Origin of the sequence: Methanolacinia paynteri (assembly GCF_000784355.1) — an archaeon.
Lineage (GTDB): Archaea > Halobacteriota > Methanomicrobia > Methanomicrobiales > Methanomicrobiaceae > Methanolacinia > Methanolacinia paynteri.
In genome coordinates this window covers 82,542-108,798 of record NZ_KN360925.1, presented here as the reverse complement: position 1 = coordinate 108,798, position 26,257 = coordinate 82,542, and the positions used below count along the sequence as shown (strand labels likewise).

General features: G+C 50.9%; 24 protein-coding genes and 2 tRNA genes. 15 read left to right on the top strand and 11 right to left on the bottom strand.

The features are described 5' to 3' along the window. The first annotated feature begins 49 nt into the window (after positions 1–49). On the top strand, positions 50–1,336 hold the full coding sequence (locus METPAY_RS02360) for an APC family permease (protein WP_048148763.1): 1,287 nt from the start codon (positions 50–52) through the stop codon (positions 1,334–1,336). A 14-nt stretch (positions 1,337–1,350) separates the two neighbouring features. Here METPAY_RS02360 and METPAY_RS02355 read toward each other — a convergent pair whose 3' ends face one another. Then, complete coding sequence (locus METPAY_RS02355) at positions 1,351–3,051, bottom strand: adenosylcobalamin-dependent ribonucleoside-diphosphate reductase (protein ID WP_048148762.1); 1,701 nt, start codon at positions 3,049–3,051, stop codon at positions 1,351–1,353. Between the two features lie 55 nt (positions 3,052–3,106). On the opposite strand from METPAY_RS02355, the gene METPAY_RS02350 reads away from it, so the two are divergent. Continuing rightward, the gene (locus METPAY_RS02350) at positions 3,107–3,631 is read left to right on the top strand and encodes a hypothetical protein (RefSeq protein WP_157198972.1); all 525 of its coding nucleotides are present in this window, start codon (positions 3,107–3,109) and stop codon (positions 3,629–3,631) included. A gap of 217 nt (positions 3,632–3,848) precedes the next feature. Next, positions 3,849–4,397: an RdgB/HAM1 family non-canonical purine NTP pyrophosphatase gene (gene rdgB, locus METPAY_RS02345; protein ID WP_048148759.1), complete on the top strand. Its 549-nt coding sequence runs from the start codon at positions 3,849–3,851 to the stop codon at positions 4,395–4,397. Positions 4,398–4,489: 92 nt separating this feature from the next. Here rdgB and METPAY_RS02340 read toward each other — a convergent pair whose 3' ends face one another. Beyond that, positions 4,490–5,371 (bottom strand): VIT1/CCC1 transporter family protein, encoded by an 882-nt coding sequence (locus METPAY_RS02340; RefSeq protein ID WP_048148757.1) that lies wholly within the window; start codon positions 5,369–5,371, stop codon positions 4,490–4,492. 226 nt (positions 5,372–5,597) lie between these two features. Between METPAY_RS02340 and METPAY_RS02335 the strand changes: the two genes are divergently transcribed. Continuing rightward, positions 5,598–5,744: a 50S ribosomal protein L40e gene (locus METPAY_RS02335; RefSeq protein WP_013328072.1), complete on the top strand. Its 147-nt coding sequence runs from the start codon at positions 5,598–5,600 to the stop codon at positions 5,742–5,744. Between the two features lie 82 nt (positions 5,745–5,826). Here the strand turns inward: METPAY_RS02335 and METPAY_RS02330 are convergent, their stop codons facing one another. Continuing rightward, entirely contained in the window at positions 5,827–6,480 is a 654-nt protein-coding gene (locus METPAY_RS02330; RefSeq protein WP_048148755.1) for a putative phosphothreonine lyase domain-containing protein, read from the bottom strand. A 113-nt stretch (positions 6,481–6,593) separates the two neighbouring features. Between METPAY_RS02330 and METPAY_RS14020 the strand changes: the two genes are divergently transcribed. Continuing rightward, entirely contained in the window at positions 6,594–8,321 is a 1,728-nt protein-coding gene (locus tag METPAY_RS14020; protein ID WP_084600656.1) for a sensor histidine kinase, read from the top strand. 28 nt (positions 8,322–8,349) lie between these two features. Here METPAY_RS14020 and METPAY_RS02320 read toward each other — a convergent pair whose 3' ends face one another. After that, positions 8,350–9,114 (bottom strand): sulfide-dependent adenosine diphosphate thiazole synthase, encoded by a 765-nt coding sequence (locus METPAY_RS02320; RefSeq protein WP_048148753.1) that lies wholly within the window; start codon positions 9,112–9,114, stop codon positions 8,350–8,352. Between the two features lie 211 nt (positions 9,115–9,325). Here METPAY_RS02320 and htpX point away from each other — a divergent pair, with 211 nt between their 5' ends. From htpX to METPAY_RS02295, 5 genes are all read left to right on the top strand, one after another. After that, positions 9,326–10,213 (top strand): zinc metalloprotease HtpX, encoded by an 888-nt coding sequence (htpX, locus tag METPAY_RS02315; RefSeq protein ID WP_013328076.1) that lies wholly within the window; start codon positions 9,326–9,328, stop codon positions 10,211–10,213. An 83-nt stretch (positions 10,214–10,296) separates the two neighbouring features. Then, complete coding sequence (locus tag METPAY_RS02310) at positions 10,297–10,890, top strand: flavin reductase family protein (RefSeq protein ID WP_048148751.1); 594 nt, start codon at positions 10,297–10,299, stop codon at positions 10,888–10,890. Between the two features lie 92 nt (positions 10,891–10,982). Continuing rightward, a tRNA-Gly gene (locus METPAY_RS02305) sits at positions 10,983–11,053 on the top strand. 68 nt (positions 11,054–11,121) lie between these two features. Continuing rightward, the gene (locus METPAY_RS02300) at positions 11,122–12,330 is read left to right on the top strand and encodes a cation:proton antiporter (protein WP_048148749.1); all 1,209 of its coding nucleotides are present in this window, start codon (positions 11,122–11,124) and stop codon (positions 12,328–12,330) included. After that, positions 12,327–13,280: a phosphotransferase family protein gene (locus METPAY_RS02295; protein WP_048148748.1), complete on the top strand. Its 954-nt coding sequence runs from the start codon at positions 12,327–12,329 to the stop codon at positions 13,278–13,280. Before METPAY_RS02300 ends, METPAY_RS02295 begins: the two co-directional genes overlap by 4 nt. Positions 13,281–13,303: 23 nt before the next feature. Here the strand turns inward: METPAY_RS02295 and METPAY_RS14015 are convergent, their stop codons facing one another. Both METPAY_RS14015 and METPAY_RS02285 read right to left on the bottom strand, forming a co-directional pair. Further along, positions 13,304–15,040, bottom strand: a complete 1,737-nt coding sequence (locus METPAY_RS14015) for a histidine kinase N-terminal 7TM domain-containing protein (RefSeq protein ID WP_084600655.1) — start codon at positions 15,038–15,040, stop codon at positions 13,304–13,306. Between the two features lie 52 nt (positions 15,041–15,092). Further along, complete coding sequence (locus METPAY_RS02285) at positions 15,093–16,481, bottom strand: MFS transporter (RefSeq protein ID WP_048148746.1); 1,389 nt, start codon at positions 16,479–16,481, stop codon at positions 15,093–15,095. Between the two features lie 91 nt (positions 16,482–16,572). On the opposite strand from METPAY_RS02285, the gene METPAY_RS02280 reads away from it, so the two are divergent. Both METPAY_RS02280 and METPAY_RS02275 read left to right on the top strand, forming a co-directional pair. Continuing rightward, complete coding sequence (locus METPAY_RS02280; RefSeq protein ID WP_048148744.1) at positions 16,573–17,610, top strand: cache domain-containing protein; 1,038 nt, start codon at positions 16,573–16,575, stop codon at positions 17,608–17,610. A gap of 76 nt (positions 17,611–17,686) precedes the next feature. Beyond that, positions 17,687–17,760, top strand: a tRNA-Val gene (locus METPAY_RS02275). 25 nt (positions 17,761–17,785) lie between these two features. Here METPAY_RS02275 and METPAY_RS02270 read toward each other — a convergent pair. Further along, positions 17,786–18,478: a hypothetical protein gene (locus tag METPAY_RS02270; protein WP_048148742.1), complete on the bottom strand. Its 693-nt coding sequence runs from the start codon at positions 18,476–18,478 to the stop codon at positions 17,786–17,788. 158 nt (positions 18,479–18,636) lie between these two features. Here METPAY_RS02270 and METPAY_RS02265 point away from each other — a divergent pair, with 158 nt between their 5' ends. From METPAY_RS02265 to METPAY_RS14010, 3 genes are all read left to right on the top strand, one after another. After that, complete coding sequence (locus tag METPAY_RS02265) at positions 18,637–19,356, top strand: substrate-binding periplasmic protein (RefSeq protein WP_245611501.1); 720 nt, start codon at positions 18,637–18,639, stop codon at positions 19,354–19,356. A gap of 126 nt (positions 19,357–19,482) precedes the next feature. Further along, positions 19,483–20,337 (top strand): EFR1 family ferrodoxin, encoded by an 855-nt coding sequence (locus METPAY_RS02260; protein ID WP_048148741.1) that lies wholly within the window; start codon positions 19,483–19,485, stop codon positions 20,335–20,337. A gap of 77 nt (positions 20,338–20,414) precedes the next feature. Then, positions 20,415–21,173, top strand: coding sequence for a hypothetical protein (locus tag METPAY_RS14010; RefSeq protein WP_052418619.1), 759 nt, complete (start codon positions 20,415–20,417; stop codon positions 21,171–21,173). Between the two features lie 52 nt (positions 21,174–21,225). On the opposite strand, the gene METPAY_RS02250 is transcribed toward METPAY_RS14010, so the two are convergent. The 4 genes from METPAY_RS02250 to METPAY_RS02235 all read right to left on the bottom strand — a co-directional run bounded on the left by METPAY_RS02250 (position 21,226) and on the right by METPAY_RS02235 (position 26,235). After that, positions 21,226–22,044, bottom strand: a complete 819-nt coding sequence (locus tag METPAY_RS02250) for a PDC sensor domain-containing protein (protein WP_245611500.1) — start codon at positions 22,042–22,044, stop codon at positions 21,226–21,228. 62 nt (positions 22,045–22,106) lie between these two features. After that, complete coding sequence (locus METPAY_RS02245; RefSeq protein WP_048148739.1) at positions 22,107–23,081, bottom strand: hypothetical protein; 975 nt, start codon at positions 23,079–23,081, stop codon at positions 22,107–22,109. Positions 23,082–23,132: 51 nt separating this feature from the next. Then, a complete protein-coding gene (locus METPAY_RS02240; protein ID WP_084600654.1) occupies positions 23,133–24,689 on the bottom strand; it encodes a PEGA domain-containing protein in 1,557 nt (518 codons plus the stop codon). Between the two features lie 46 nt (positions 24,690–24,735). Continuing rightward, positions 24,736–26,235, bottom strand: a complete 1,500-nt coding sequence (locus tag METPAY_RS02235) for a hypothetical protein (protein ID WP_048148736.1) — start codon at positions 26,233–26,235, stop codon at positions 24,736–24,738. Positions 26,236–26,257: the final 22 nt, after the last annotated feature.

The window sequence follows — 26,257 nt, the reverse complement described above, 5'->3', positions numbered from 1 at the left end:
CCGTCGTCGTCCCAATCAGTTTAAAAGCTAAAATGTCCAAGAACATTATATGAAAGACAAAGGCCCCGCCCTTGAACGGACACTCTCGCTGCCCGCCGTAGCGATATCCGGGATCGGGATAATTCTGGGGGCCGGCGTCTATGCACTCATCGGCGAAGCCGCATCACTGGCGGGAAACGCTCTCTGGCTGTCGTTTCTCTTTTCGGCCCTGATTGCGGCCTTCACCGGGCTTTCATATATGGAGCTCTCGTCGATGTTCACCGAGGCGAGCGCCGAGTACGAATACACCCGTCGTTCCTTCGGGGGAACACTTGCATTCATTATCGGAATAATGGTCATCCTCTCCGGGATTGTGGGAGCCGCAACTGTCGCACTCGGTTTTGCAGGCTATTTCAGCACATTTACTGGAATCCCGCTTCTTCCGGTTGCTTTTGCCGTGCTCGTCATTTTGTCTGCGGTTATCTTCTCGGGGATCAAACAGTCGGCCGCCGTTGCAATCATCTTCACTCTGATCGAGGCCGGTGGAATCGTCGGGATGATCATAATCGGGCTTCCGTACATCGGTTCTGTCGATTATCTGGCGATGCCGCTCGGTATTGCAGGCGTATTCCAGGCGTCGGCTTTGATATTCTTTGCTTACCAGGGGTTCGAGGAGATCGTCAAACTCTCGGAGGAGACCGTAGAGCCAGAGAAGACGATACCGAAAGGGCTGATGATCGCAGTTGTCGTGACCGTCATCCTGTATATTGCCGTATCGATATCGATCGTCAGCATCGGTGGTTATGAAACGGTTGCAGGCTCCAAGAACCCCTTTGCCATGGTTGCGGAGAACACATTTTCCGGGGGAGGAACGGTATTTACGATAATCGCACTCTTCGCTACTGCAAATACTGCACTCCTGATGATGCTTGCATCTTCGAGAATACTTTACGGGATGGCAAAGAATAATCGCATGCCCGGAAAATTTGCATGGATATCTCCGAGGACAAAAACACCTGTCTGGTCAGTTGCAGCCGTCCTTCTGGTCTCCCTGGTCTTCCTTATTCCGGGAGAGATCCGTGACGTTGCACTGATAGCAAACTTCACCCTCTTCTTCACGTTTGCGGTGATAAACGCCGCAGTGATAGTGCTGAGGTTCAAAATGCCGGAGAAGAGCAGGCCTTACAGTGTACCGTTTACGATCGGAAAGGTTCCTGTTCCGGCTGTTTTGGGGATATTTACGTGCCTCTTCTTCCTCTCGGTGATGGACCCGGTGATACTCGGTGTAGGTGTAGTCCTGACCGTTGCTGCGGCTGCAGGATCTTATCTCTTCCCCGAAAAGGAGACTTCAGTTTAAACCACAAATTATCTCTAACAATGGCCGTTCCCGAACTTACCAAGGCACAAAACGGCATCCTTCCTGCTTGAGGTCCGATATATTGTTATTCCCTTGAGCCTGCATCTCCACGCAAAGAGAAGTGCCTCCGAGATCTCGTTCTTTGTTGCGGTTCCCGGCATGTTTATCGTCTTCGATATGGAGGCATGCACGTGCTCCTGGAATGCCGCCTGCATCAGTATGTGGTCCCGCCACCTGATATCCAGGGCTGTCGTGAATATGTCGGTGAACGAGTCGGGGAGCCACCCGATGTCCTGGACTGTTCCTGTCTCGTGGACGTGGGAGATCACCTCTGCAACTCTCATCTCCCTCTCCTCCGGGTTGGGGAACAGCTTTCCGGCGACGGTTTCGAGTTCTTTTTTGAACAGGGGGTGAACCATCCTGAATGATTCGCCTGCGGTGTTCATTCGCGTATACGAGTAGGAAAAGACCGGTTCGATACCGCTCGAACACTCGGCAATTATCGATATGGAACCGGTGGGCGCAATGGTCGTGAGTGCGGCGTTCCTGACCATCTTTCCGTTTTTATCCCATACACTCCCTTTCCACGCGGAGAAGGGACCTTTTTCCTCTGCAAGCCTGCCGGATTCCGAGACCGCAGTTTCGGCAACGAACTGCATTATACTCCCGCAGTATTTTCTTCCTTCGGGCGAATCATACGGTGTCCTGCGCATGATCAGAGCGTCGTGGACACCCATGAGGCCGAGGCCGACCTTTCTCGTTCTCTTCGTCGCTTCTTCAATCTCCGGTATCGGGTACCTGTTTTTGTCGATGATCCTGTCGAGGAATTTTACCGCAGTTCTGACCGTCTTCTCCAGTGAAGGAAGATCCGTCTCTCCTTTTTCATCGATGAACTTCGAGAGGTTGATCGATCCCAGTACGCAGCTTTCGAAGGGAAGTAGCGGCTGCTCTCCGCACGGGTTTGTGGCATTGATATTTCCGAGCGCCGGGGTCATGTTTTTGCGGTTGATCTCGTCGTAGAAGAGAAGACCCGGCTCGCCGTTTCTCCAGATCCCTTCGATTATGCCGTTCCAGATGTCACCGACTGTAATCTCTTCGGCAGTCTCTTCGCGGGTAATCCAGACCCTGTCGAACCTCCCTGCCTCCACAAGCCCAATGAACCTGTCGGTGACCATGACGGATATGTTGAAGTTCGCGATGTCTCCTTCCCTTGTCTTCGAATTTATGAACTTCAATATATCGGGATGGTCGACATTGAGTATGCCCATATTGGCCCCTCTCCGCCTGCCTCCCTGGCGGATGACCCCGGTAACGGCGTCGAAGGCCTTCATGAAGGAGACAGGACCGGATGCGACACCTTCCGATGATTCTACGAATGCGCCTTCCGGGCGTATGTTCGAAAAGTTATAGCCGGTCCCGCCGCCGCTTTTATGAATCATCGCCCCCCATTTCATTGCGTCGAATATCTCCGTTATCGAGTCTCCGACATAGAGAGTAAAGCATGCTGCAAGCTGGTTCATGTCGGTTCCGGCGTTCATCAGTGTGGGCGAATTCGGGAGGAACCGGAGAGTATTCATCATATCGAAATATTCCGCCTCCTCTTCGGGGGAGTCGGCTATTGCACCTGCCACCCTGCGGCAGAGCTCGTCGAAACTCTTCTCATCGTCCCTGTAATATCTCAGCCTGAGTATTCTCTCTGCGGCTTCGCTGGTCATGTTATGTCTCCTTTACCACTCTTATCTTCGGATAAATCTTTATCTTTTCCCCGACATGATCGGACTGCCGGATTACTGGCAGGATGATACAATAACTGAAGAAGCGGATTCCGGTTTATTTCCCGGAATTGAAGAATTCGAGCGGGCGATCAGTATGAATGGCGAGAAAGAAGGAGAAGTGGCAGCGGCCTTCAGCCCTGACGGGCGGCTCATGTGTTTCTTTGCCGGATTTTCGGCTCTGATGGTAGATGAGACCGAATGCCCTACTGCACGGGGAAGCATCCTGACACATAATCACATCTCCGATACAGCATTTTCAATGCACGATATAAAGGAGGCTTCTGAGCTTGGTTTGACAGAACTCAGGGTTGTGGGGCCGTCTGGGTGGCATTCGATGAAACCGGGTCCGGAGGGGTGGCCGTCACCCGTCGAAATTTCGGCAGTCTATGCAAGAATATCATCGGAAGTCGCGTCCCTTCCAGGAGACGGGAATATGAGGGAGAATTCTATCCTAATTTGCGAGAGACTTGCGGATGAACTCGGCCTGATCTATGAAAGAGGGGCGTTTGACGTATCGTGATCCTGTAGTATTATCACATCTTCTTTCAATCTCTCCGGCTTCATTGTCGTATCCCCCGGGATACTGAATGAGCATGCCTCTTTCCGGCCCGTGGATATGTGATGATGAACCTTCCTGCGCCCGCTGATCCTGTCTTTTTTTCCTCGCGCTAAACTTCAGGTTTATATTGTCTTCTTTTTTGAATGCTGTTAATAGAAATCAGGTTCAAATCTCATCGATGAATCTTAAGGTTGTCACCGGAAATCCGAACAAGGCGAAGGAGGTCGCGGCCTATTTCGGGGACTTTGTCGTTGTCGAGCATGTAAAACTCGATCTTCCCGAGTACAGGAGTGACGATGTCGGGGAAATCGCCAGCGGAAAGGCGAAGGCCGCTTATGAAGCGGTGGGGGAGCCGCTTATCGTGGATGATACAGGCTTCTATATACGGGCGCTAAACGGATTTCCCGGTGCATATGCGGCTTTTGTTCTTGATACTATCGGAATGGAAGGAGTCCTTAAGCTCATGGAGAACAAACCCGAACGGAGTGCTTACTTCGAGACGGCGATAGCATATGCCGATGAGAAAGGGATCTTCATCTTTAAGGGAAGAGTCGAGGGCGAGATCACTTCCTTTCCCCGTGGCGAAGAGGGCTTCGGCTACGATCCCGTGTTCAGCGTCGGAGGAAAGACCCTTGCCGAGATCCCGCTCGCGGAGAAGTCTGCAATCTCCCATCGCAGCAGGGCGCTTGAAGAGTTTAAAAAATGGTTCGTTGAGAACAGGCTGTAATAATCCTTTCAGATATCCACGCCAAATACGTTTTTCACAACCGAAGGGCTGTCGCCCTTTCGAAACCCACGGCGACCTTCGGTCCTCTATTCTCAGATATCCACACCAAATACAATCTTTACCACAGCTCCGAGGACGAATGAAAGTCCTGCAACCCCGAGACTGATCGCTGCCATCTCCAGGAACCTTCTTTTGAAGTTCAGGTCCTTCGCCACTGAGATGTAGAAGTTGAAGACGAATATTATTATTATGCCCGTAATTATCGCGACAGCCAGTGCGACGGCGTAATTTCCGAATATAAAGTACGGCAGTATAAGCAGGAATACCGTCAGTATATATGCTGCGCCTGTGTACGATGCGGCCCTGAACGGATCTTTTTCTCCTCCGCCGTCCGCCTTTTCGGACAGGTACTCAGATGCCGCCATGGAAAGCGCCGCGGCAATACCGGTGATGAGGCCGATGGCGCCGATCAGGGCTGTATTCTGAAGAGCGAAGGAAAAACCCGCAAGTGCACCCGTAAGCTCTACGAGTGCGTCGTTTAACCCGAGAACGACAGACCCCATATAGCCGAGCTTCTCCTCGTTGATCATGTCGGCGAGTTCGAGCTCGTGCCTCTCTTCGTCTGCGAGAATCCTGCTGATCTCGGGGAATTTCTCCTTTATCTCAGAGTAACCGGACTGTGCCCGTTTTTCTCCTTTCTCCATCAGTTTGATCGTAAAGGTAAGTCCGAAGACCCTTGCCATTGCTGTAAACCACAGGATTCTTCTTTTATCCGGCGAAAACTCCTTCCCTGTAAGTTTTTTTATGATATTGTAATGCTTCAGCTCGTCACCGGCGATCCTCCCGAGCACCTCTTTGTTGTGGGGATCTTTTTCCCTCTCTGCCAGTTTTTCATATATCTGGTGCTCGGTTATCTCGTTCTTCTGAAAATGGTCGAGAATCCCTGAGATATCCTTTGAAAATCCGCTTTCCATCTTAGATCATCTTTGTCCTGCCGCCCGATAACCTTTTTTCGTCGTCGTCCGGGATCTGTTTTTAGGATCTGACTGTGATTCGCTCTAATGGCGTTTCTGCCGGCATTATCTCTTAAAATACTTCAGGGTTATGTTCCCGGGCCGCTGTAGATCTCTTTCGAATCCAAACTGTTAATATCTCCCGCATCGTTATATATAGAACCGATATTAAGGGGATATACCAGAGATGGCAAGATTCGCAGAGGCCGAAGCAAGGCTCTTAAATGTCAAGATATGCATGAAATGCAACGCAAGGAACCCAATTCGCGCAACAAAATGCCGCAAGTGCGGCGGTTCGGAGCTTCGCCCGAAGTCCAAGGAAAGAAAAGGATAGTATTTTTTCCGGAATCTATACTTTTTTTGCAGAATTATTTTATTATGTTTGAATGCGGTGGTAATTCGCGGCCGCAGATCATCTATGCACTATAGTAGGTGACCTTTTTTCCGCCTTCGCTGTACTCGCCGTGGTAGGTCTCGATATTTCTCTTGTATCCGATTCTCTGCTCTACTCCGAGCTCCCTGAGGACCTCTCTTATTCTCATGACGTCCTCTTCGTCCTCCCAGTCGGCCGTGTTGACATAGACGACCGCCCTCTCGTCTCTTGAATCAGGGTTCTCCTTTGCGGTGCTGACCCTCGCTGAGATCCCGAGCCGTCCTGCTGCCGTTGCATCACGAATCTTTCTCCAGATTTCGTCGATGTCTGCCTTTTCCATGAAAATAAGCCACTTCCCACCCTTTTCGTCATCATAATCCTCAGGCGAGAAATCCGGGTAATCCTGCACTATCCAGTACATTCTTGTTGTTCTGGAGGGAATCACGCCCTCGCCTTCAAGGAGCATATTGTAGATCCGGTCTTTTCCTCCCGGCTCATCTGCAAGCGCCTGTGAAAGCTGGGGATATTCGTCTTCAAAATCCGAGAAGATTAGATCAAAATCATCTCTGAAATTTTCTCCCGCTTCAACACGCTCAAACAGATATTTGCCTTTTTTTGTAAGTTCGCGGTTGAGTATTATCTCAAATATTCCGTATGCCGCTCCGGAAAGCGGATTTTCATCTCCCTCGACTTCCATGATATGATATTATCCCGGTGAAAAATTACTTTTATGCTTCCGGCGTGCGACGAAGAATTTTAATTAATTATTTATTCTGAGTAAAAGAAATAAGACCAAAGATTAGATCGAAAATGGATCAAAAAAGTACCGGCATTGTAGTATTGATTGCAATATCAATTTTTATCCTGCTTGTCGTCCAGGCGGTAGGCGTCCTGACTCTTGCCAGCCATAATGAAGACCTGGTGATAGAGAGAACCTGGGACGAGCTTAAAGACTATGCAGTAATTATATCAACCCAGATTGACGGCGATGTGCTTGAAAACCTGAAGCCCGGAGATGAATCGAATCCTGATTTTATAGAGATGAGAGACAGGCTCTGGGCCCTGCAGAAAGATTCTGCATCAATAAGATATGTGTATGTCCTGAGAAAGACGACTGACGGCGAATACCTGGAATTCATTGTCAACAGCGAATACGGGAGAAACGATTTTACATTTCCCCTTATAGGCTATGTCTATGAAGAAGCCCCGGCTGAGGCATTTGAAGGCTACACCGGGCCTTCGGTGAAGAAGGAGTTTTATTCGGACCAGTGGGGGGAGTATATGTCCGGTTATGCCCCGATCTATGACTCGGACGGAAAAGTGGTGGGTGTCGCCGGTGTCGATATATCGAAGGATGTAATTCTGGGGCGTCTCAAGGATTCCGAAAATACGATATACTATATACTGATTGTTACGGTGATTATCGGCATCTTCCTGCTGATATTCCTCCTGTACATGGTGTCTCAGTTCAGGAGATACCAGCTCGAGACTGAAAAAAGCGAAAGAAGGCTGAATCTGGCAATGGAGATCGCCCAGGAGGGGTTGATCGACTGGAACACCCGGACCGATGTTGCGTATATCAGCAAGGGTTTCTGGAGAATCATCGGCACCGGTGATGAGATGCCCGAAACCCATTACAAGACCTCGGTAGTCCTCGACTATATTCATCCCGATGACAGGCTGAAGCTGGTGAACTATTTCCGCAATGTGCTTGAAAACGGATTTAAAAAGGATATTGCCTTAAGGATTACCAGGGCAAACGGCGAGGGGGGCTGGGTGAGGGTAAAGGCCGACGTCGTGGGGCACGAGGATGAAAAGCCGGTCCGGCTTATCGCGACTGCCATAGATATAACCGACGAGGTGGAGTACCTCGGCGCCCTCGAGATAGCCCGCGAAAAACTCTCTACTCTCTCGTCCATAACCCGGCATGATGTCCTGAACCAGGTTACCGTGCTGAACCTGAATCTCGACCTGCTGAAGATGACAAATACGGACCCGGAGATCGACGAGATAATCGAAGAGCTGGACAGTGCCTCAGACAAGATCCGTGATCTTGTCGAGTTCACCAAATATTACCCTGCACTCGGCGACAGCAAACCTTCATGGATCTCGGTCGACGAGATGGTCGAGAATGTCGCCCCCGAGGGCTACTACAACGAACTCCCGGTCGAGGTCAGGTGCAGGAACCTGAAGATACATGCCGATCCTCTCTTTGAGAAGGTGCTGTACAATCTCTTCGACAACTCGTACAGGTACGGCGAAAAGGCTACCAGAATAGTTGTCGACTGTATGAAGTCTGAAGGAGGCATGAAGCTGATAATAGATGACGACGGCGTCGGGATTCCGGTGGATAAGAAGGAGCTGATATTCGAGAAGAACTACGGCACTAATACGGGCTACGGCCTCTTCCTCGTGGAGAAGATCATAGAGATGGCCGGGTTCGCGATTAAGGAGACCGGAACCGAGGGTATCGGCGCAAGGTTCGAGATATTCATACCGGACGGAAAATTTTCATTCGGGGATGAAACACGGGATTAAGCAATCAAAAAAAGTTTAATTCAATCTTTTATTTTTTGAGTCTTTCAATAATCATATTTGCAGCCTTCTCACCGGAGAGGAGCATTCCGCCGAATATGGGCCCCATCCTGTTCTCGCCCCCAACTGCGTTTGCCGCCATTCCGGCGACTATCAGGCCGGGGAAGACTTCTTTTGTATGACTGAGTATGTTTGTCTCCGCTCTTTCCGCCCACATGAAGCCTTCGCCTTTGATCTCAAGTGCTCCGCCTTTCTTCCGGACCATGTGTGCGATCATCGAGTCGTGGCCTGTCGCGTCGACGGTTACTTTCGTTCTCATCGTAAGCGGGTCGATATGAAGGCCGGCCATCTCGACGGCCGTCCAGTTGATCACAAGGCCGCTGACTCCCCCGTCCTCCTTGACGACGACGTCCTCGACCGTCGTAAGGTTGAAGACCTCGGCGCCTGCGTCGCATGCAGCTGCAAGAGACTTCGATACCGCTTCTACTGATGAGGCAACGTAGTAGCCCTTCTCGTATTCGGTGTATTTTATGCCGAAATGATCGAGAAGCCTCCTTGCCTCCTCCTGTACGACGATCCGTGGAAACATCATTCCGCCTCCCCACATCCCGCCGCCGATCGAGAGTTTTTTCTCGATGAGAGCGACTTTTACACCGTTCTGGGCCAGAATTGCGGCACAGGTGATTCCTGAGGGCCCGCCGCCTACGACTGCACAGTCGATGTCGAGGTATTCCGTCATTATCTTGTGCTGTTCAGATAGAATTGCCCTGCTTATCGTAACTTCGTCAAGCTTCATATCCGGGTTCACCTGCCAATAAAATGTGCGAGCAAAATATACTACTCTATCCCTTTTCGCCGTCACGCCCGGTCAGGGGATGTTTTCTCCCGGAATCCTGTATAATAATCCGGATACCTTATTTGGGCTTGTTTATGATTTTTTTCCAATCGGGTTTTTGCCGTGACAGCGATATATTTATTCAGGCTCTGGCTAATATAAGAGGATATATATGATAGGAAAATGGAAACGCGACTGGGGCCTTTCGGGAAGGGTCTTTATGACCTGGATATTTATTCTCGCGCTCTATGTCGTCTTTATAAATATACTCTACTTCCTGTTCCCGGGATACCTCTACATGATAATTGCCTTTGTCTTTTTAATGGCATTTGTCCAGTATTTCTTCTCGGCCAAACTCGTCCTTATGACGACCCATGCGAGGATAGTGTCCGAGGATGAGGAGCCGGAACTTCACAGGATGATCGAAAAACTCTGCCAGGAGGCGGACCTGCCGAAGCCTAAAATTGCAGTGATGCCGTCGCCCGTCCCGAACGCATTTGCAACGGGAAGAAACCCGAAGAATGCGGTTGTTGCAGTCACAGATTCGATCATGAGGACGCTCAACAGGGAGGAGCTTGAGGCTGTTATCGCTCACGAACTCTCTCACGTAAAGAACCGCGATATACTTACGATGACGGTCGCAGGATTCCTCGCGAGTCTTGCATCGATCATCATGCAGAATGCACTCATCATGAACCTCTTCGACGGAAGGAACAACAACGGTGCATGGATTGTAATCTGGATCGTGTCTATTATCGTCTGGATTGTTGCAACCCTCCTGATGCTTCTTCTCTCCCGCTACCGCGAGTTCGCGGCGGACCGGGGAAGTGCGATGATTACGGGCAATCCGGCGGCGCTCAGGTCGGCACTGATGAAGATCAGCGGACGTATGGACGCCATCCCCGCGAAGAAGAAGCAGGAGATCGAGGGATCGAATGCATTCTTCATCATCCCGGCAATCTCCGGAAAGAGCCTGACAGAGCTTCTCTCGACACACCCCCCGCTTGAGAAGCGTCTTGCAGCTCTCGAGAAGATCGAACGTGAGCTGAAGGGATACTAAATCCCGTTATTTTCTTCGCTTTTTTGTCACGACTCAGTATAGTCGTGTGAAAATTTTATGGGTTGTTAACACGATTGTTATTTATGATGCTCAAACCCTTCGAGAGGGAGAATGTGCTTGCGATGCCGGTGGTGCTGATATCCACGGTATCGGGCAGCGGTGTTGCGAATGTGGCCCCGTGGGGGAACGTGACTCCTATACTACGGCCTCTCGACGAGATAGTGATCGCCTCGGCTCTTAAAAGGGATACTCTCGACAATATCAGGGAGACTGGCGAATACGTGATCAATGTCCCTCCGGCGTCGATGATAGACGAGGTTATGATCTGCTCAAGGCTGTATCCGCCGGATGTGGACGAGTTCGCCGAGGCAGGATTGTCCAAAAAGCCGTCTTCAACCGTCTCCGCTCCCGGAATTGGCGGGTGCGTCGCCTGGATCGAATGCAAACTGAAGGAGGAGATAGTACGCGATAAGTACTCACTTGTCATCGGCCAGGTGACGGGTCTTGAAGTGAACGAGGATTTCGTAACCGAGGATGGAGATCTCGACTACGAGAATGCCGAACCGCTCTGCATGCTCTGCGGGGGTTCGGAGATACACTACACGAAGCCTGTCCGTGCCGGGAGGACGGCACAGTACTCGGAGATGTTCTCGTGGCCGGGGAAGAAAGAGAGCTGAAATTCCGGGAATCAAAACACTATTTTTAATACCAATCAGCAGAGAAATATAAAGGCGCGACTATGATGCCGTCCGGCACAGGTCTCCGTATTGCACCGATGGTCTAGTGGTATGACTTTGGCCTTCCAAGCCAATAGCCCGGGTTCAATTCCCGGTCGGTGCACTCGTTTTTGATTCCTTATATCAGTCTTTCCCAATATACTGATAAGTCCGGCAGTCCGATATTTCCAAATGAGTACAGGTGTAGTCCCTGGTATTGAGCTCCAGATGACCCTCCTGCTTTTCTTCGCACTTGCAGGATATCTTCTTGCATCGAAGATCAACCAGTCTGCCGTGGTGGGAGAGATTCTCCTCGGCCTCGTGGTCGGGCCGTCGGTTCTCGGGCTGATCACATATACGGAATTCGTGCAGGCGATTGCGGCTCTCGGGGCCGTTATCCTGATGTTTGTCATAGGATTCGAGTTTAAAATAGAAGATTTGACTAACGTAAAATATGGTATAATCGGTCTTATAGGAATTATCGTCCCGTGGATCGGCGGATATTTCGCTTCTCTTGCATTCGGCTTCAGTCCCGAAAGCTCCCTGTTCATCGGAACGGCATTGACGGCGACTTCGATTGCGATTACTGCAAATGTTTTGAAGGAGATGTGCCTTCTTGACGCGGAGTTTTCAAAGGCGATCATCGGAACTGCGGTTATCGACGATATCCTGAGTCTTCTTGCCCTTTCGATAACGGCGGATGTCGCATCCGGGACATTCTCGTTCGGGGGGCTTGCGTTTATTATCGCCAAGCAGATCGGTTTCCTTGTCCTGATTGCTCTTATCGGGGTGTTCTTCATATCGAAGATGATTGTCAGGATGGACGAGAGCCCGATCTCGAGGAAGTATCCCGAGTTCGTGTTCATATTCGCGGTGATGATCGCGTTCCTGTTTGCCGCTCTCGCGGAGTTCATCGGGATCTCGGCGATCATCGGGGCGTTTATTGCCGGGGTCTCGTTCAACGGAATAAACCTGAAGCACAGCCACGATATTTCAGAGGGTGCGGATTACCTCTATATCATATTCGCATCGATATTTTTCGTATCCCTCGGAATTCTCGTGGATCTCAGTGCACTGACCGGCCCCGTCCTGATCTTTATTGCAGTGATTACGGTGATCGCGATAATCTCGAAAGTCATCGGGTGCGGTCTTCCTGCAAAGCTTCTCGGGTATTCAAACCGCGATTCGCTTGCTATAGGTTTCGGGATGTCGCCGAGGGGGGAGGTGGCGATGATCGTCGCACTTATGGGGCTGAACCTCTCCCTTATCGGCCAGGATATCTATGCCTCAATTGTGGTGATGAGTATCCTGACGACGGTGATCACTCCGATTGCCTTCAGGAACTGGCTCTTCAAAAAAGAGGTTAAGGCGTGCATTGCCGGGGAGCAGGGCATGCAATGAAAGATCTCGGGATGATCGAAGACGAGATCCGTGCGGTTGTCGATTATAGCCGGGCGGAGAGGATCGAGAAGGGGTTTTCGTTCGAGAAGAAGTATCTCCTCTCCGGTACGGGCGAAAGGAGCTATATCGCCAGGATCTGCGAGGTAAACAGCGAAGGGGTTCTTGCGAGGAAGAGAGAGGAGTTCGATCTGATCCGGCGGCTTCACGGGTATTCTTCTCTTGTCCCTGAGGCATACCTCTTTGGGGTTTCCTGTGACGGGAAATCCTGTTATATGGTCCTCGAATACGTGCAGGGCTCGGATCTCGAAAAAGCGATGCCGCATTTCAGCGGGGAGGAGCAGTACAAGCTCGGTCTTCAGGCCGGAAGGGAGCTTCTCAGCCTTCACCGGATGGATGCACCCCGTCTCCCAGCCGAATGGCACGAGAGATATTCCCGGAAATATGCACGAAAATGGGCAAGGTTTAGTGAATCGGGGATCGAGACCGGAGTAATCGATATTGAACAGCTTTCCCGCTTCATATCGGAAAACGAACAATACATGAGATGCCAAAGGGAGACGTTCCTCCATGACGATTTCCATCCCGCAAATCTCATCGCGGACGGCGGGAATCTGGCCGGGATCATTGATTTCAACAGGTATGACTGGGGAGACCCTGTCCATGACTTCGTAAAAGTCGCATATTTCTCAAGCAAGATCAGCGTTCCGTTCTCTGCCGGCCAGATCGACGGATACAACGGCGGAGATGTCCCTAAAGAATTCTGGAAGAAATACTCGCTCTACACCGCTATGATGATGATCCAGGATATGGTGTGGAGTCACTGGTATGAGGAGCAGACCGGATCGCCGGGTGAGATCGAAAGGATGCAGGAGAGGACCGAAAGGGTCTGGTCCGATCACGATGGTTTTAGGGACGAGTTTCCAGGGTGGTACCGGGATTTTAGTGAGTAAAGGGGTTACTTAGCCCTATTGATTCACTCCCCCTTCTTCTCCCGAACCCTCCACCCGTTCGGGTGAACGACCATCTCGAACCTTGCACCCTTTCCTTCCGTTCCCGTCTCGGAAATTTCGATCTTTGTAATCGAGAGGATCTCGGAGGCGAGGAAGAGGCCGAGACCCGTGTTCTTCCCGAAGCCTTTTGAAAATATCCGGTCTTTGACGTCGTCGGGTATTCCCACGCCGTTGTCCTCGACGATGACGACACCTGATCCGTCCGGTTTCGTATCGAAGGAGACCGAGATCTTCGTCACTCTTTCCCCGTGGCGGATCGAGTTCTCGAAGAGGTTGTAAAAGACCTTCGAGAGGAGGTAATCGGCATATATCTCGAGGTTTTCAGGGAGATTCACCTCGAATTTGACCCTGGATGTGACCGAGCCGAGAGATTGCCATGCATCCCTGACGACCCGTCTCATGTTCTGCCAGATCGGATCGTCGACTCCCATGTTCTGGTAATCGGCGGTGAACCTGATCTGCTGTGTAATCTGTTCGATTGCCTTGGTCATCTTCTCAAGATATTCCCTGCTCTTTCCCTTCTCCGGGATCTGATCCCCGATCAGGTCCGCATAGGCGCTGAGAACCGTGATATTATTCAGTATGTCGTGCCTCGTAACCGAATTCAGCAGGCTGATCTTCTCGTTGGCAATCTTGAGCGAACTTCTCGACTTTTCAAGCTCCCTCTCGTACTTCTTCTCGTGAGTGATATCCCTCAATACCAGGATCCTGTATACCGGGTCCTCCTCGTTGAGCGATATCGGCGTAACCGAGACAGCATAGAACTTTTCACCGCCATCCCTTTCGACCTTCGCCAGGAACGCTATACATACCGGGGAGTTCATCTGGTCCTCGTATTTATTCAGGAAGGTATCCTTTTCGAACAGGAGACTCCCGTCTACCTCCACTGCCCCACCCAGCATATCCTGTGCAATCGAATTTATGTCGATGATGCGTTTCTTCGAATCGAGAACGATTATCCCCTCCGAAAGGCTCGAAAAAATCGTCTGTTTCGGGAGAGGAACGATATCGAAGAAGCTGTATTTGAAGAGCCCGATCATTATGCAGAGCCCGCTTATTGGGAAAATTATTGCGGTCAGGTCAAGGTACGGGTAGAGCGAAACCCCCACCTGGTAGAGGATTTCAACAAAAAGCGATGCGTATAGTGCACCTACAAGGACAGCCGACTGGATCTTCTGGATACCCTGCGAAGAGAGGTAGATATGAAAACTGATTACAGCGGACAGGAAGTACAGTATCCCGCAGTAGATCCATAACAGGCTATAAACCGGTCCTGCCTCAAAACCCCTGACGATAATATAGTCTGCAGCGACCATGTACTCGATATTAAAAAACAGGCTGTGATAATCGTCTGTCAGCAGGAGTATCAGGGAAGCAAGCGGTACGATCAGCAGCAGCCCGATGTATTTAAAGTTCAGGAACCTGTAGTATCCCCCGTATTCAAGTATAAAGTAAAGCAGCACCACCGGAATGAAGGGAATTGCGAAGTATTGCAGCCTCAGGAATAACTTCATGTATTCGAAGTTGGTTGAGGATATCTCGAACATATAGAAGAATTCCCATATGAAGACAAGGAGCATAAGAAGGGAAAAAGCTGTGGCTCCCCTCGTACGCCTCCTCCGGAATGAGTATAATGCGATAAAACCCGATAACGCCGTAGCCAAAATGACCGGAATCAGGTACGGGTGGTACTGGAACATCCGAAATTAGTTTATGACTTATGCGGATAATTTGCTTTTGGTGAAAAGAGGTTCATTCTTTCCCTTTATTCCTGATCACCATATATGAGGCGAACGTTCCGACAGCACACAGTATGACGAATATCGTGAATGCCGAATTTATCGATAAAAGGAGCGATTCTGAATCTACAACCGATATAGGGGTGTTTCCTATAGTGAGCGAGAATGCGAGCATCGAGATGCCCATAGATGTCATCATTCCGCACATCCTTGTAGTCCCGAGCACTCCTGAAGCGACACCGTAGAGTTTCAGGGGAACACTGTTCATCACCGCATGGGTGTTGGGCGATGCAAACAGGGCAAAACCGAATCCAAGTAAAGCGAGATCCACGACTATAACCAGGATACTCGTCTCCGGGGAAAGGACGGTGAAGAGCATCAGCCCGGCCGTAATCAGTGCCATGCCGCCTGTTGCAAGTACTGACGGGTTTATCCTGTCGGAGAGTTTTCCTGTCGCGGGAGAAAATATCGCCTGCATCACCGGCTGGGCGATCAGGAAGAGACCCGCCTCTTCCGGGCCGAAACCTCTTATCAGCTGGAGATAGTAGCTTAAAAGGTAGCTGATGGCAAATGTCGAACTGTAGTTGATGAAGGCTGCAAAGTTTGCAAGTGCAAACACCCTGTTTTCGGTAAACAGACTGATCCTTATGACGGGATGCGGCGTACTCTTCTCCCGGAAGAAGAAAGCCGCCGCGAATACCGCACCGAGGGCGAAGAGGATGTAACCTGTAGTATCGGGGAGCTCCTGGAAACCGAGCATTATGAAGAGGATCATCGCCCCGTAGAGAACCGATCCCGGAAGATCGAATGCAGTCTGATCGTCTTTCGTCTCTTTGATCCTGAGGTATTTCATTCCCAGCAGTATGATCAGTATGCCGACCGCCGCATTCAGGTAGAATATGCTCCTCCAGCCGAATGCTTCGGTAAGGGCTCCGCCTATAACAGGTCCGACCGAAAGCCCGGTATACGTGAAGGCTACGTTGATCCCCAGAGCACCTCCTCTCTCCGCCGGGGGAAATATGCCGGAGATAATGGCAATCGATGTCCCGAAGATCATAGCCCCGCCGCATCCCTGTATTACCCTGAACACGATGAGCATGTCAATCGAGGATGTCATCGTCGAAAGGAGCGATCCGGCGGTGTAGATCGCGATGCCGGTGAGAAAGATCCGGGTCTTTCCCTTCATATCGGCGAGACGCCCCATCGGGACGATGAGGATGGAGGCTGCGAGCAGGTAGGATGTGGCGACCCAGGAGAGGAGTATTGCGTCGCTGAAGAATTCCATCCCGATCTCGGGAATCGCCACATTTATGGAAGAGCCCATGAACGGTGTCAGAAAGGAGCCGAGCGATGTTATGAAGAGGATTATCCAAAGCTGCCTCTTGTCTTTCATCTCTTCCATCACCGTATTATTTGCCCCCGGCTGGTATTAAATCACTGAACGTTACGAAAAAACCGGCATCTTTTTTTCGTTTTGACCTTGATGATCTATTATGGAAAAACGGGCGATTTTTTTTGGATTTCTGATAGTGCTGCTGGTTGCGGCTTTTTCCGCCGGGTGCACTTTGGGCGGGGAAGCGAACGGCACTGCCCATGGTAATACTGCACCGCCTGAAACAACCAGAGATAAAGGAGTTATGCCCGGTGAACCGGTCCGGCTCTCCGGCAATATTACAGTCGGTGAACTGATGTCTTTTGTATCAGGTGCGGCTGGTTATGCAAAGTCCGCAGGGATGACCGGTGCATTGAGGGAGTTCGGAGATCCGGACGGGGAGTTCTCATCCGGCGATGTGTACATCTATGCCTACGGTTTCAACGGAACTCTCCTTGCCCACCCATATCAGCCGGATCTTGTCGGGACCGACAGGTCGAACTGGACCGATGCACGTGGATTCCCGTTCTACAAGGCGTCCGCGTACACGGCTGAAAACGGTGGCGGATTCGTTGCATATCTCTACCCTAAGCCCGATGACGGAGTAATCAACGAATCGGCAAAAGGAGACTATGCCCCCAAGATCGGCTGTGTCATGCCGGTCGATGACGAATGGTGGATAGGTTCGGGACTTTATCTCTCGGATCTGGTCGACTTGGATACGTGTACCACCCCGGCGACAACCAGGGAGATGATCTCCCTTGTCGAATCAGGTGTTGCATATGCACTTGAAAACGGCAATGAAGCGGCCTTCGAGGCAATCTCAGATAAAAACGGTGCATTTGTCGATGAATCCGGGCATTATCTCTATGCCTACGACTACAACGGAACTCTTCTTGCACATCCCTACCTGACAGACAGGATCGGGCAGGACCTCATAGATCACGAGGGTGCATTCGGGGAGAAGGACATCCGGATGCTTGTCGGGGCTGCACAGGAAGGCGGCGGGTACGTTGTCTTCTCCTGGCCGAATCCGGACAATGGGGACAAACCCGAGATAAAGATCGGCTATGTGCTTCCCGTCGATGACGAGTGGTGGCTCGGCTCCGGCGTCTACCTGAGCGAGATTACCGGGGACGACGAGGCCATCCCCGAATAAATCTTTTTCAATTCGAAAATCCCGCAAACTTCAAAACTCTTAATATCCCGGAACCAGAAAAAGAATAATCACAAGTGGACTCGTGGTCTAGCTGGTTATGACGTCGCCTTCACACGGCGGAGGTCTCGAGTTCGAATCTCGACGAGTCCATCTATTTTGAAAAAGAAAGAAATATTTATTGATATTTTCCGAACCATTCCTTCCTCTGGGCTTCGTATTCATCAGGACTTGTGTCCTGCTCCGGGTCGTTGAACCATGTCTTCGTTCTGGCCCTTGAGTCCGGCCTGATAAGAAGTCCGAGCGCCTTTTTCTCTTCCCCGCTTCCGGGTTTAATCACCCTGCCGTGGTATTCTGCATATTCCGGGGTGTCCTTTTCATCCAGCACCGAGATAAAAACCCAGCCGTCGTGATCCGAATACTTCTCCATCCTTTCTGCAAGGTTTTTCATCTTCGTATCGTACATCCCCGAGTCAAGAGGCCTCTGCTTCTCGAACTCTTCGAGCTGATCTCCGGTGAGAAGAACCTTCTTCTTGTCGGATGCCCTTGTCCTGACGAAGATATCCGCACTACAGGACGGGCACTGTATCCTTCTTACCGGAAAGCTGTCGAGGTCCTTTCCGCACGATGGGCAGACGGCCTCTTCAATTCCCACCGGGGTGTAGTTCCTGTAGCCTGCATCGGATATGAGCCCGTTAATCAGTTCAGCATAATTCGCGGCTTTTGCGGATTTCGATACCTTCTGTGAAGGGAGTTTTTCGGCCCGGGCTTTTTCCGCCGCTTTTCCCGGTGTTTCTCCGGCTGCGGAAGTTTTCTCCTTTTCTTCAGTCTTCGGGGCAAAAATATCTTTTAACGTCTGAAATATTTTCATACGGATTTCTAATATATTCTTAACAGGCCATAATTGTTTTCTCCAAATCTTTGGTTCCTGCACCCTGTCTTCATTAAAACCGATCCCACTGCGAAGATGTTAAATCTTCAGGGAGGGATTATCCGTGTACAAACAAATTTGACATCGTGGTGGTGTTTATGATTGAAAAAATATTATGTTATGGGGTTTTCGTTATATTTCTTCTATCTGCAATTTCATGCGGTTGCCTGGGAGAGTCCCCTCCCGGGCCTGCGGCCCCTGCAGAAGATTCCGGGCTCAGGATAATCACTGAAGATTTCCCGCCATACAATTATATCGACGAGGAAGGGAATATCACCGGGCAGTCAACGGATGTTGTGAACGGAATCCTTGAAAAGCTGAACATGAAGGCCGATATCGAACTTATGCCCTGGGGGGACGGCTATAATATCGTGCTCAATGAACCCGCAACGGCGCTCTATTCAACCGGCAGGACCACTGAAAGGGAACCGCTTTTCAAATGGGCCGGGCCCATCGCCTCCTACGAGACCGTGCTGTATGCAAAAGCCGGCTCTGGGATCGAAATCGACAGCCTCGAGGCTGCAAAAAAGGCGGGAAGCATTGTTGTCGTCAGGGACGATTCGCGCCAGCAGTTCCTGACGGAAAACGGATTTGAAAACCTCATCCTCTGTGAAGATGATACCGAATGCATCAGGAAACTTATGGACGGCGAAGCGGTTCTTTGGTTTGGCAGCAGTGCAAATGCAGAGGAGATCGCATTTAACGCCGGTTATGATCCAGCTGCATTGTCAGCCGTATATCCGGTAAGAACCGTCGGGCTGTACATCGCATTCAATCCTGCGGTGCCTGATGAGACCGTGTCGGAATGGCAAACGTGAGTTCGTCGGCCGGAACGCAGGGCCTTGCTTAGGGATCGAACATGCCCAGGACGGCCCTCGGGTTTTCGCTCTGCTGTTGATAATTCCGGTGGAACAGGAGCAATATTATAAGGGGATATTCCATAAATTCAAAAAGGGAAAGAGAAGAGGAGGACGAAGATCTACTATTTTACCGGAACGGGAAACTCCCTTGCAGCGGCGAGGCGGATCGGTGAATCGCTTGGCGAATGTGAGCATATACCGATAGCATCGATTAAAGAGGCGGAAGGAAAGATAGAACCCGGTGTCGAACGTGTCGGGATAGTATGCCCGGTATACGATGCCGGAGTCCCGCTGATGATCAGGGACTTTGCCGGAAGGATCGATTTAAGCAGTGCGGAGTACTGTTTCGCCGTCGTTACGATGGCCGGAATGGGGGCGTCCGCTCTTCATGTCCTTGATAAAACCCTCAGGGACAACTGCGGAAGGGGGCTTGATTCCGGATTTGCCGTAAGGATGCCCGGAAACTTCCCTCCGCTCTCCAAACCGCCGCAGGGAGAGAAGAGAGACAAAATCCTCAGGGAGGCGGATGTCAAACTGGATGAGATCGCCGGAAAGATCGGGGAGGGAAGGAAAGATTACCCTGCATTCGCACCAGTATCTTCTCTCCTGAAGATCCTGACCTACGGAAAATTCATTAAAGGAGTCCGGAGCTACGACAGCGAATTTATCGTCAAAGACAACTGCATCTCATGCCATGTATGCAGCGACGTCTGCCCGACTGGAAACATAAAACTTACAGGAGGATGGCCGAAATGGAATCATAACTGCGAGTTGTGCTTTGCATGCCTCCATTTCTGCCCGGTTGAGGCAATCCAGTGGGGAAAGCGGACCGAAGGACGCGGGAGATACAGGCACCCGGATATAAGGATTCTTGATATGAAGGTCCAGAAGGGAGATAACGAACGAGCAGGCAGTGAATTAATTCAGGATACAACATAATTTCAAAAAAAACTGAAATATCTATATAGCCGCACTGTCAATTAACATGTTAAGTTAACATAAACGGAGTGGTAAATATGAAAAAGGTACTGGCCATTTTATTAATTATTGCGTTATTATTTGCGTTTCCTGTCTCTGCTGCAAAGAATAACGACGATACGGGCAGCGGGGGAAACACCGGAGTCCAGGCTTCGGCCGCCTACAATAAAACAGCGGCAGCCGGAAATGGTAATTCACCAGGAACTGCCACGTCGACAGGTAGCCAGGGGGGTTTGGCAACTGCGCAGGAGAATATGAATCAATCGACAGGCCAGGGGATTGGAGTTTCCGAAAACCTGACCGCTCTCCGGAACCAGGAAGAGATCAAGGCACAGATAAGGCTGATAGAGAATGAATCTGCAAACTTTTCCGGTTCTGAGACTAACAACATGCTGAAGAACCGGAACACAGTCCGTACTGCCGTTCAGGCGCTTATTGCGGCAGGAAACCTCTCCGGCGTAACAGGTGAGCAGATCTCCGCTATCGCACAGGAGTTCAACAACTCTCTCACTCTCCAGTACAGTGCGGAAGAGAGGATACAGGACAGAAATGCAGTTTCAAGATTCTTCTTCGGCGGCGACAGCGATGCGGCCGGGGAGATCCGGGATCAAATCGAGGCTAACCGGGAGAGGATTGAAAACCTGAACACCCTTATGAACGATTGCAACTGCGACGACGAACTAAGAACCATGATCCAGGCGCAGATACAGGTACTGGAAGAGGAGCAGAACAGGCTGCAGGAGCTTTCACAGGCGGAGCTTAACGACAAGGGCCTCCTCGGCGGACTTTTCGGATAAGTCGGCTTTATTCTTTTTTAAAAAAGGATTGAAAATCCCGCCTGTGACACGGTCAGGCGCTTTCCGCAACTGAATAGATCCACCCGGTAAGAGGTGATTTCCTGAATACAGCATTCCAGTTTTTGCCTTGGGACTCGTATTCGACCGATCCCTCGCCGGTAAAGAGCATATATTCCACTGCACGGCCGAATGAAGTGTTTCCGTCGTTAATCATTACTTCCTGTGAAATCAGCCCGGTATCCGAATTCAGCGCGAATTTTCCTTCTTTGTCGACTGCATTGAACACAGTGCCCGGGAGTTCGTCCTTCAGGGCTTCGGTAATTCCCTCGAGATAAACTGAGGCGCCAAGCACGCCCGTGACATCGTCTCCGTCCTTCACTGGCACAGCCACAATTGCCGTACTTTTGCCGGTTGAATAGCTTACAACTACCGTTCCGACAGATTCCTGTCCCGAAAGGATGATCGGGAAGTACGAACGGTTCATCAGGTTCGCACTTGCAAGGCCGTCGACGACAGTATAATAGGTCCCGTTGGTATAGGAATACCACATTCTTGCATCCGGTTCATTGTCTTCGATCCCGGCAAGGACCGGTCTTATCTCCTGCCAATCCCCCGATGCCGCCTCAGATGTGACGGCTGCAGCTTCAAGCCCCCTCTGTACAGAGGCCATTCTTCCGTCGCAGTAGGACATCAGTGCAAAAAGGGCGGTTTCAGGGCCGTATTCGACCGCATATCCTGGTTCGGTCAGACCGTATCTTGCGAGTATGGTGTCATATGTTCCGTCGGCCTTCATGGAGTCGAGAGCATCTTGCAGTTCCGGTGAAGATGTTTGAGAAGATGATATCGTATATGGAAGAGAGTTTCCTGACAACTCCCGCCTGGGATAAGGTGAAGAGAAAAATTGCAAGGGAAATGAAGACAAAATCCTGATACTCACGATTTTCCTTCTTCTTCATCCTCTTTCTTTTTATCTCCTGTAAGGTATTTAATCACGCATCCGCCGCTTAAAAGCAGCAGGACTACATATATGAAAAGCCCGACTATCCCTAAGGAGAACGGCAGGGTGACGTTGCTGAATGAGAACATCGAGACATCGCCGTATGGCCCGCATGTCACGCGGGAATCGATGTATATCACGGGCATCACCGGGACCGAAGGTATGACATATTCTCCTTCAAACGAGACGGTTCCCGAATAGTCGCTGTCCTGCTTCGACTCCATCATTTCCTTGCCTGACACGACCCACCCGGATTTCTCACCGAGATCTGTCATGTCGATAACGGCTGCAACCTTTCCGTCATAATTCCGGTAGAATCTTCCTTCGGTTCTTACACGGGCGATATCTCCCGCGATGCACGAGACCGAACTGTCAGTCCATGCGTCCGTAAAGTCGACATAAGGTGTCTCGGCATTGTAATAGGCCGGAAATTCAGGGTAAATCCTGTACATCCTGTAGCCTGCGGTGAGATTATCTCTTCCCGGCAGAACTGTCGAATTTTCAGCCATAAGTTCGGGAGTGAGATCGTATTCGGTCGTATTCCCGTAGTAAAATACGATCTCGTGGACGTAATCTCCGCAGTCGATGAAGATTGCTTTGCAGGCGCCGAAGTTCATCCTGCCGGCAGTCCCCGTGGTGTTTCTGATATTGTCGAACATGTAATCGGTGGCATATTCGGCCTGCGCTTCGGAAAGATCACCGTAAATGTTCTTTTCCAGCGGCCAGAAAGGCCACTGCAGGTTGTTTTTCCCGTATATGTCGGAGAAATGGATCTCTTCCGGGCTGTCACTGCCGGTGGCAGTAAATGCGATAACGACTGCCGCAAGCAGGCATATTATAAGAAAAGCAAAAATGACCGCTGCAGCTCCAAGGAGAATCTTATCTTCAGTCTTCATCTTTCCCCCGTTCATAGTAGAAGTAACCGCCTGATCTAAAATTAATCTTTCAGGTCGTCCTTCGGATCACTCCATCATCTCTTCGGCGATGATGATATCGCTGCCCACTTCAAAGACCTTCGATGCCGTAACGACCTTAGTTCCGTATCTCTCCCTTGCAACTTCGAGCTTTGCCTCTATTTTGTGCAGGCCGGGCATCCTCCCGGCAAGGCTTATGTCGAACGTTCCGGTCTCAGAGATGTATTCCACCCTCTCCCCGTCTATCATGACTGTGCACACATGCCCTTTTGCGGGCCCGCCCGTATCGATCGAGATCTTCGCCTTTGCGTCTTCGTCGTCCGGATCGATCGAGGGGGGAACCTCAATCTCAAGGACAGGGTTTATGATGTGACGCCTGAAATCGTAGCCGATCAGGGCAATCAGAGCAATCAGGATGAAAACCGGGGAGATGTAGATTATAATATTGTTCACCCCCGGGGCCATGTCGTTCTGGTTGTCGATCCCGTCGTCGTCCACATCGCCGGCAAGCCGGAATGCGATCTGCGCCCATGAAAGAGCTCCTTCATCATCGCCGTCGTTGTAGGCTTCCTTCGCCTTCTCTATGGCGGTTTGTGCTCCGGCCGGGCCGTACTCGCTGTTCTCCGCTATCACCGCTTCGGCCTCCGCTATCGCCTCGGCGATCATCGGCACAAGTTCGAAGACGTAGTCTCCTCCCTCGTAACTGACATTGATCGATGTAGTCAGGTCGGCATAACCGAATTTCGTGATCACAAGCTCGTGCTTCCCCTGCCCGGCCTGAAATTCGAGCGGCGTGGTGCCCAAGTCTTCTCCGTCATATACAACCGAGGCGCCTTCGGGAACCGTATTGATGGTAACCGGCGCTTTGGCCGCCGTGAGTTCGGCAGAGACATCCGAGATCTTTCCGGCTTCGACCACAACCACACCGTCCCAGTCCTCATAGCCGGTCTTTTTCACGGTAATGCTGTATGTGCCGGGTTCGACCTCCTCGAGGGTAAGCATTGACCTTCCCATGTATTCGCCGTTCATATAGACATCGGCATTTGACGGTACAGACTCTACTACCACCGTACCTGTGGTGGGCATCGGTTCGAATACGTGAGTAAGCGACTGCGACATTCCCTCCTGGATATAGACAATTCTCCTGTAGTCCTGGTACCCGTCGAGGACGAGGGTGATTTCATGCTGTCCCGTGGGAAGATTGTTTAGGACCTTGTCGGAATAACCCTTGAATTCATCGTCAAAATAGATCTCAGCACCATCAGGTTCGGTATTTATGGAGTATGCCTCACCGACTGATGCGTCAAGGTTATAGGATATGTAGGTGGTCTCTCCCTCTTTTATATCGAATATCTTTTCCCATGGTTCATAGCCTGTCATCTCGAGCCTGACGTAATATATGCCGGGATAAAGAGCATTCACCGTAAGTGGTGTATTCCCTATGAATTCGTCGTTGAGGTAGACATCCGCCCCCGAAGGATTCGAACTGACATCAAGCGATCCTTTCGTCGTATCTTCGGCCGAGACGCAGGAGACCATGAGTACTGCTGCAAGCACTATTGCAGCAGAAAATATGAACAGGGTTCTATTCCGCCCGGCACTCATGAACAAACTTCCCGGAGTAATCACCAGTCACACGGAGGGCGGATAATCATGCCCCGCCGGTCGTATTCGTATCCGTAATATTCTCTTCCGGTCCGGTTTTTGCAGTAAATATCCTGTAGATCCCAGATTCGGGTATGACGACCATCGCACCGGCCTCCGAGTATTCCGATGTCCCGGTCACGTAATCCCATGAATAGCCGGAAGTATTGAACTCCATGAGGTAGTAGGATAAGAGCGGGTCATAAATCCCGGTAAGTTCGATCAATACTGTCTGTGGGGAGTCGGTCGTTATATTGTAGGTACCGCTTACACCCCTAAGCCCTTCGGGGATATTGCCGGGGCTCGCGTTCAGCCTTTCGATGGTGATATTTCCCTCCGGCTGGGCGATCGTCTCCGACGGCGTGATATATGGAGTTGACGTTGGGGTTGCGGAAGTCTGGACCGGGAAGCCGGGCAGGAACCCTGTGAGTCCCGCGGGTTTTACGATTACGAAGATCGCTGCTGCGGCAAGAATGAAGATTACGAACACTGCAGCGATTATCTTTATTCTCTTCTTCTTCCTCGTCTCCATCAGCTGCTCGTAATCGTCCATCAGTTTCATGCGGTCGTATTCCGAGACCTCCCATTTACCGTAGTCGTCCTCGGACGGGGTCCGCCCGTTCCTCTTTCCGGTGGAAGGCTCCCCCTGCACCGATAAGGCTCCTGTGACTCCGTCTTTGTCGCAGGGGAACTTCTCGATTTCCTCGGAATCGATAAAAGATTCCAGGTACGAACTCCTTCCTGCTGCCCTGGCATTCTTCTTCAGGTCCGAGAGGAGCCTTTCTGCGATCTGTCTTCTGCTCCTTCTTTCGGCCGCCCAGTGCGCCATTCCCGGCTTCTGCGGGAGGACACCCGCGGTACGGTAGATGTCCGTCCACTTCGTATCCTCTATCGTCTCGGTATCCAGCCGGATATCCGCCTTTGCCGCCGTCTTTTCGGTGACAAGAATGTCCGCTCCCCTGAAACTTCTCTTCGAGACGACGATTGTGAATCCTGCGTAGAGGAACGGGAAGAGCTTCTCCGCTATCGCTACAACAAAGTCGACCGATTTCGAGAGGTCGTCGGATACGCACACGACCTCTTTGCAGAGAAGAGTCTTCCCGAGTGCGTACTCGACCACGCCGGTCCCGGAGAGGCCGGAGACGAATCTGCCCCGGCGCTCTCCTATGAATGCGGTATCGGAGGCGAGATCGCGTATCCCGTAGTCGATCGAAGAGAGCCTTTCGGCAACCCTTTCGAAGAATTCGTGTATGTAAGAGAGGTCGATCCTCGGCGGAAGCGACCCGTACCAGGATGTTTTTTCGATATAAATGAAGGTGTCCGGTCGTCTTCCCTTCTTCTGGACGTTGACAGCGGTTCCGAGCCAGACAAATGTTCCTGATGTTTTTATAAAAAGCGACGCCGTGCTCTCGTCCAGCCTCTCCGCGAGTCCCGTAATCGACTCGTCCTGGAGGTTTCCTGCGAGCCTCTGGCCGTCTGTTGTAAATAGTCCGTAATTTTCTTCCATTATTCTTCGTCCTTTTAGTCCG

What these genes read in the sequence shown, in the direction of transcription:
- METPAY_RS02360 (WP_048148763.1), top strand. Translation starts at nt 50, where the DNA reads ATGAAAGACAAAGGCCCCGCCCTTGAACGGACACTCTCGCTGCCCGCC.
- METPAY_RS02355 (WP_048148762.1), bottom strand. Translation starts at nt 3,051, where the DNA reads ATGACCAGCGAAGCCGCAGAGAGAATACTCAGGCTGAGATATTACAGG.
- METPAY_RS02350 (WP_157198972.1), top strand. Translation starts at nt 3,107, where the DNA reads ATGATCGGACTGCCGGATTACTGGCAGGATGATACAATAACTGAAGAA.
- rdgB (WP_048148759.1), top strand. Translation starts at nt 3,849, where the DNA reads ATGAATCTTAAGGTTGTCACCGGAAATCCGAACAAGGCGAAGGAGGTC.
- METPAY_RS02340 (WP_048148757.1), bottom strand. Translation starts at nt 5,371, where the DNA reads ATGGAAAGCGGATTTTCAAAGGATATCTCAGGGATTCTCGACCATTTT.
- METPAY_RS02335 (WP_013328072.1), top strand. Translation starts at nt 5,598, where the DNA reads ATGGCAAGATTCGCAGAGGCCGAAGCAAGGCTCTTAAATGTCAAGATA.
- METPAY_RS02330 (WP_048148755.1), bottom strand. Translation starts at nt 6,480, where the DNA reads ATGGAAGTCGAGGGAGATGAAAATCCGCTTTCCGGAGCGGCATACGGA.
- METPAY_RS14020 (WP_084600656.1), top strand. Translation starts at nt 6,594, where the DNA reads ATGGATCAAAAAAGTACCGGCATTGTAGTATTGATTGCAATATCAATT.
- METPAY_RS02320 (WP_048148753.1), bottom strand. Translation starts at nt 9,114, where the DNA reads ATGAAGCTTGACGAAGTTACGATAAGCAGGGCAATTCTATCTGAACAG.
- htpX (WP_013328076.1), top strand. Translation starts at nt 9,326, where the DNA reads ATGATAGGAAAATGGAAACGCGACTGGGGCCTTTCGGGAAGGGTCTTT.
- METPAY_RS02310 (WP_048148751.1), top strand. Translation starts at nt 10,297, where the DNA reads ATGATGCTCAAACCCTTCGAGAGGGAGAATGTGCTTGCGATGCCGGTG.
- METPAY_RS02300 (WP_048148749.1), top strand. Translation starts at nt 11,122, where the DNA reads ATGAGTACAGGTGTAGTCCCTGGTATTGAGCTCCAGATGACCCTCCTG.
- METPAY_RS02295 (WP_048148748.1), top strand. Translation starts at nt 12,327, where the DNA reads ATGAAAGATCTCGGGATGATCGAAGACGAGATCCGTGCGGTTGTCGAT.
- METPAY_RS14015 (WP_084600655.1), bottom strand. Translation starts at nt 15,040, where the DNA reads ATGTTCCAGTACCACCCGTACCTGATTCCGGTCATTTTGGCTACGGCG.
- METPAY_RS02285 (WP_048148746.1), bottom strand. Translation starts at nt 16,481, where the DNA reads ATGGAAGAGATGAAAGACAAGAGGCAGCTTTGGATAATCCTCTTCATA.
- METPAY_RS02280 (WP_048148744.1), top strand. Translation starts at nt 16,573, where the DNA reads ATGGAAAAACGGGCGATTTTTTTTGGATTTCTGATAGTGCTGCTGGTT.
- METPAY_RS02270 (WP_048148742.1), bottom strand. Translation starts at nt 18,478, where the DNA reads ATGAAAATATTTCAGACGTTAAAAGATATTTTTGCCCCGAAGACTGAA.
- METPAY_RS02265 (WP_245611501.1), top strand. Translation starts at nt 18,637, where the DNA reads ATGATTGAAAAAATATTATGTTATGGGGTTTTCGTTATATTTCTTCTA.
- METPAY_RS14010 (WP_052418619.1), top strand. Translation starts at nt 20,415, where the DNA reads ATGAAAAAGGTACTGGCCATTTTATTAATTATTGCGTTATTATTTGCG.
- METPAY_RS02245 (WP_048148739.1), bottom strand. Translation starts at nt 23,081, where the DNA reads ATGAACGGGGGAAAGATGAAGACTGAAGATAAGATTCTCCTTGGAGCT.
- METPAY_RS02240 (WP_084600654.1), bottom strand. Translation starts at nt 24,689, where the DNA reads ATGAGTGCCGGGCGGAATAGAACCCTGTTCATATTTTCTGCTGCAATA.
- METPAY_RS02235 (WP_048148736.1), bottom strand. Translation starts at nt 26,235, where the DNA reads ATGGAAGAAAATTACGGACTATTTACAACAGACGGCCAGAGGCTCGCA.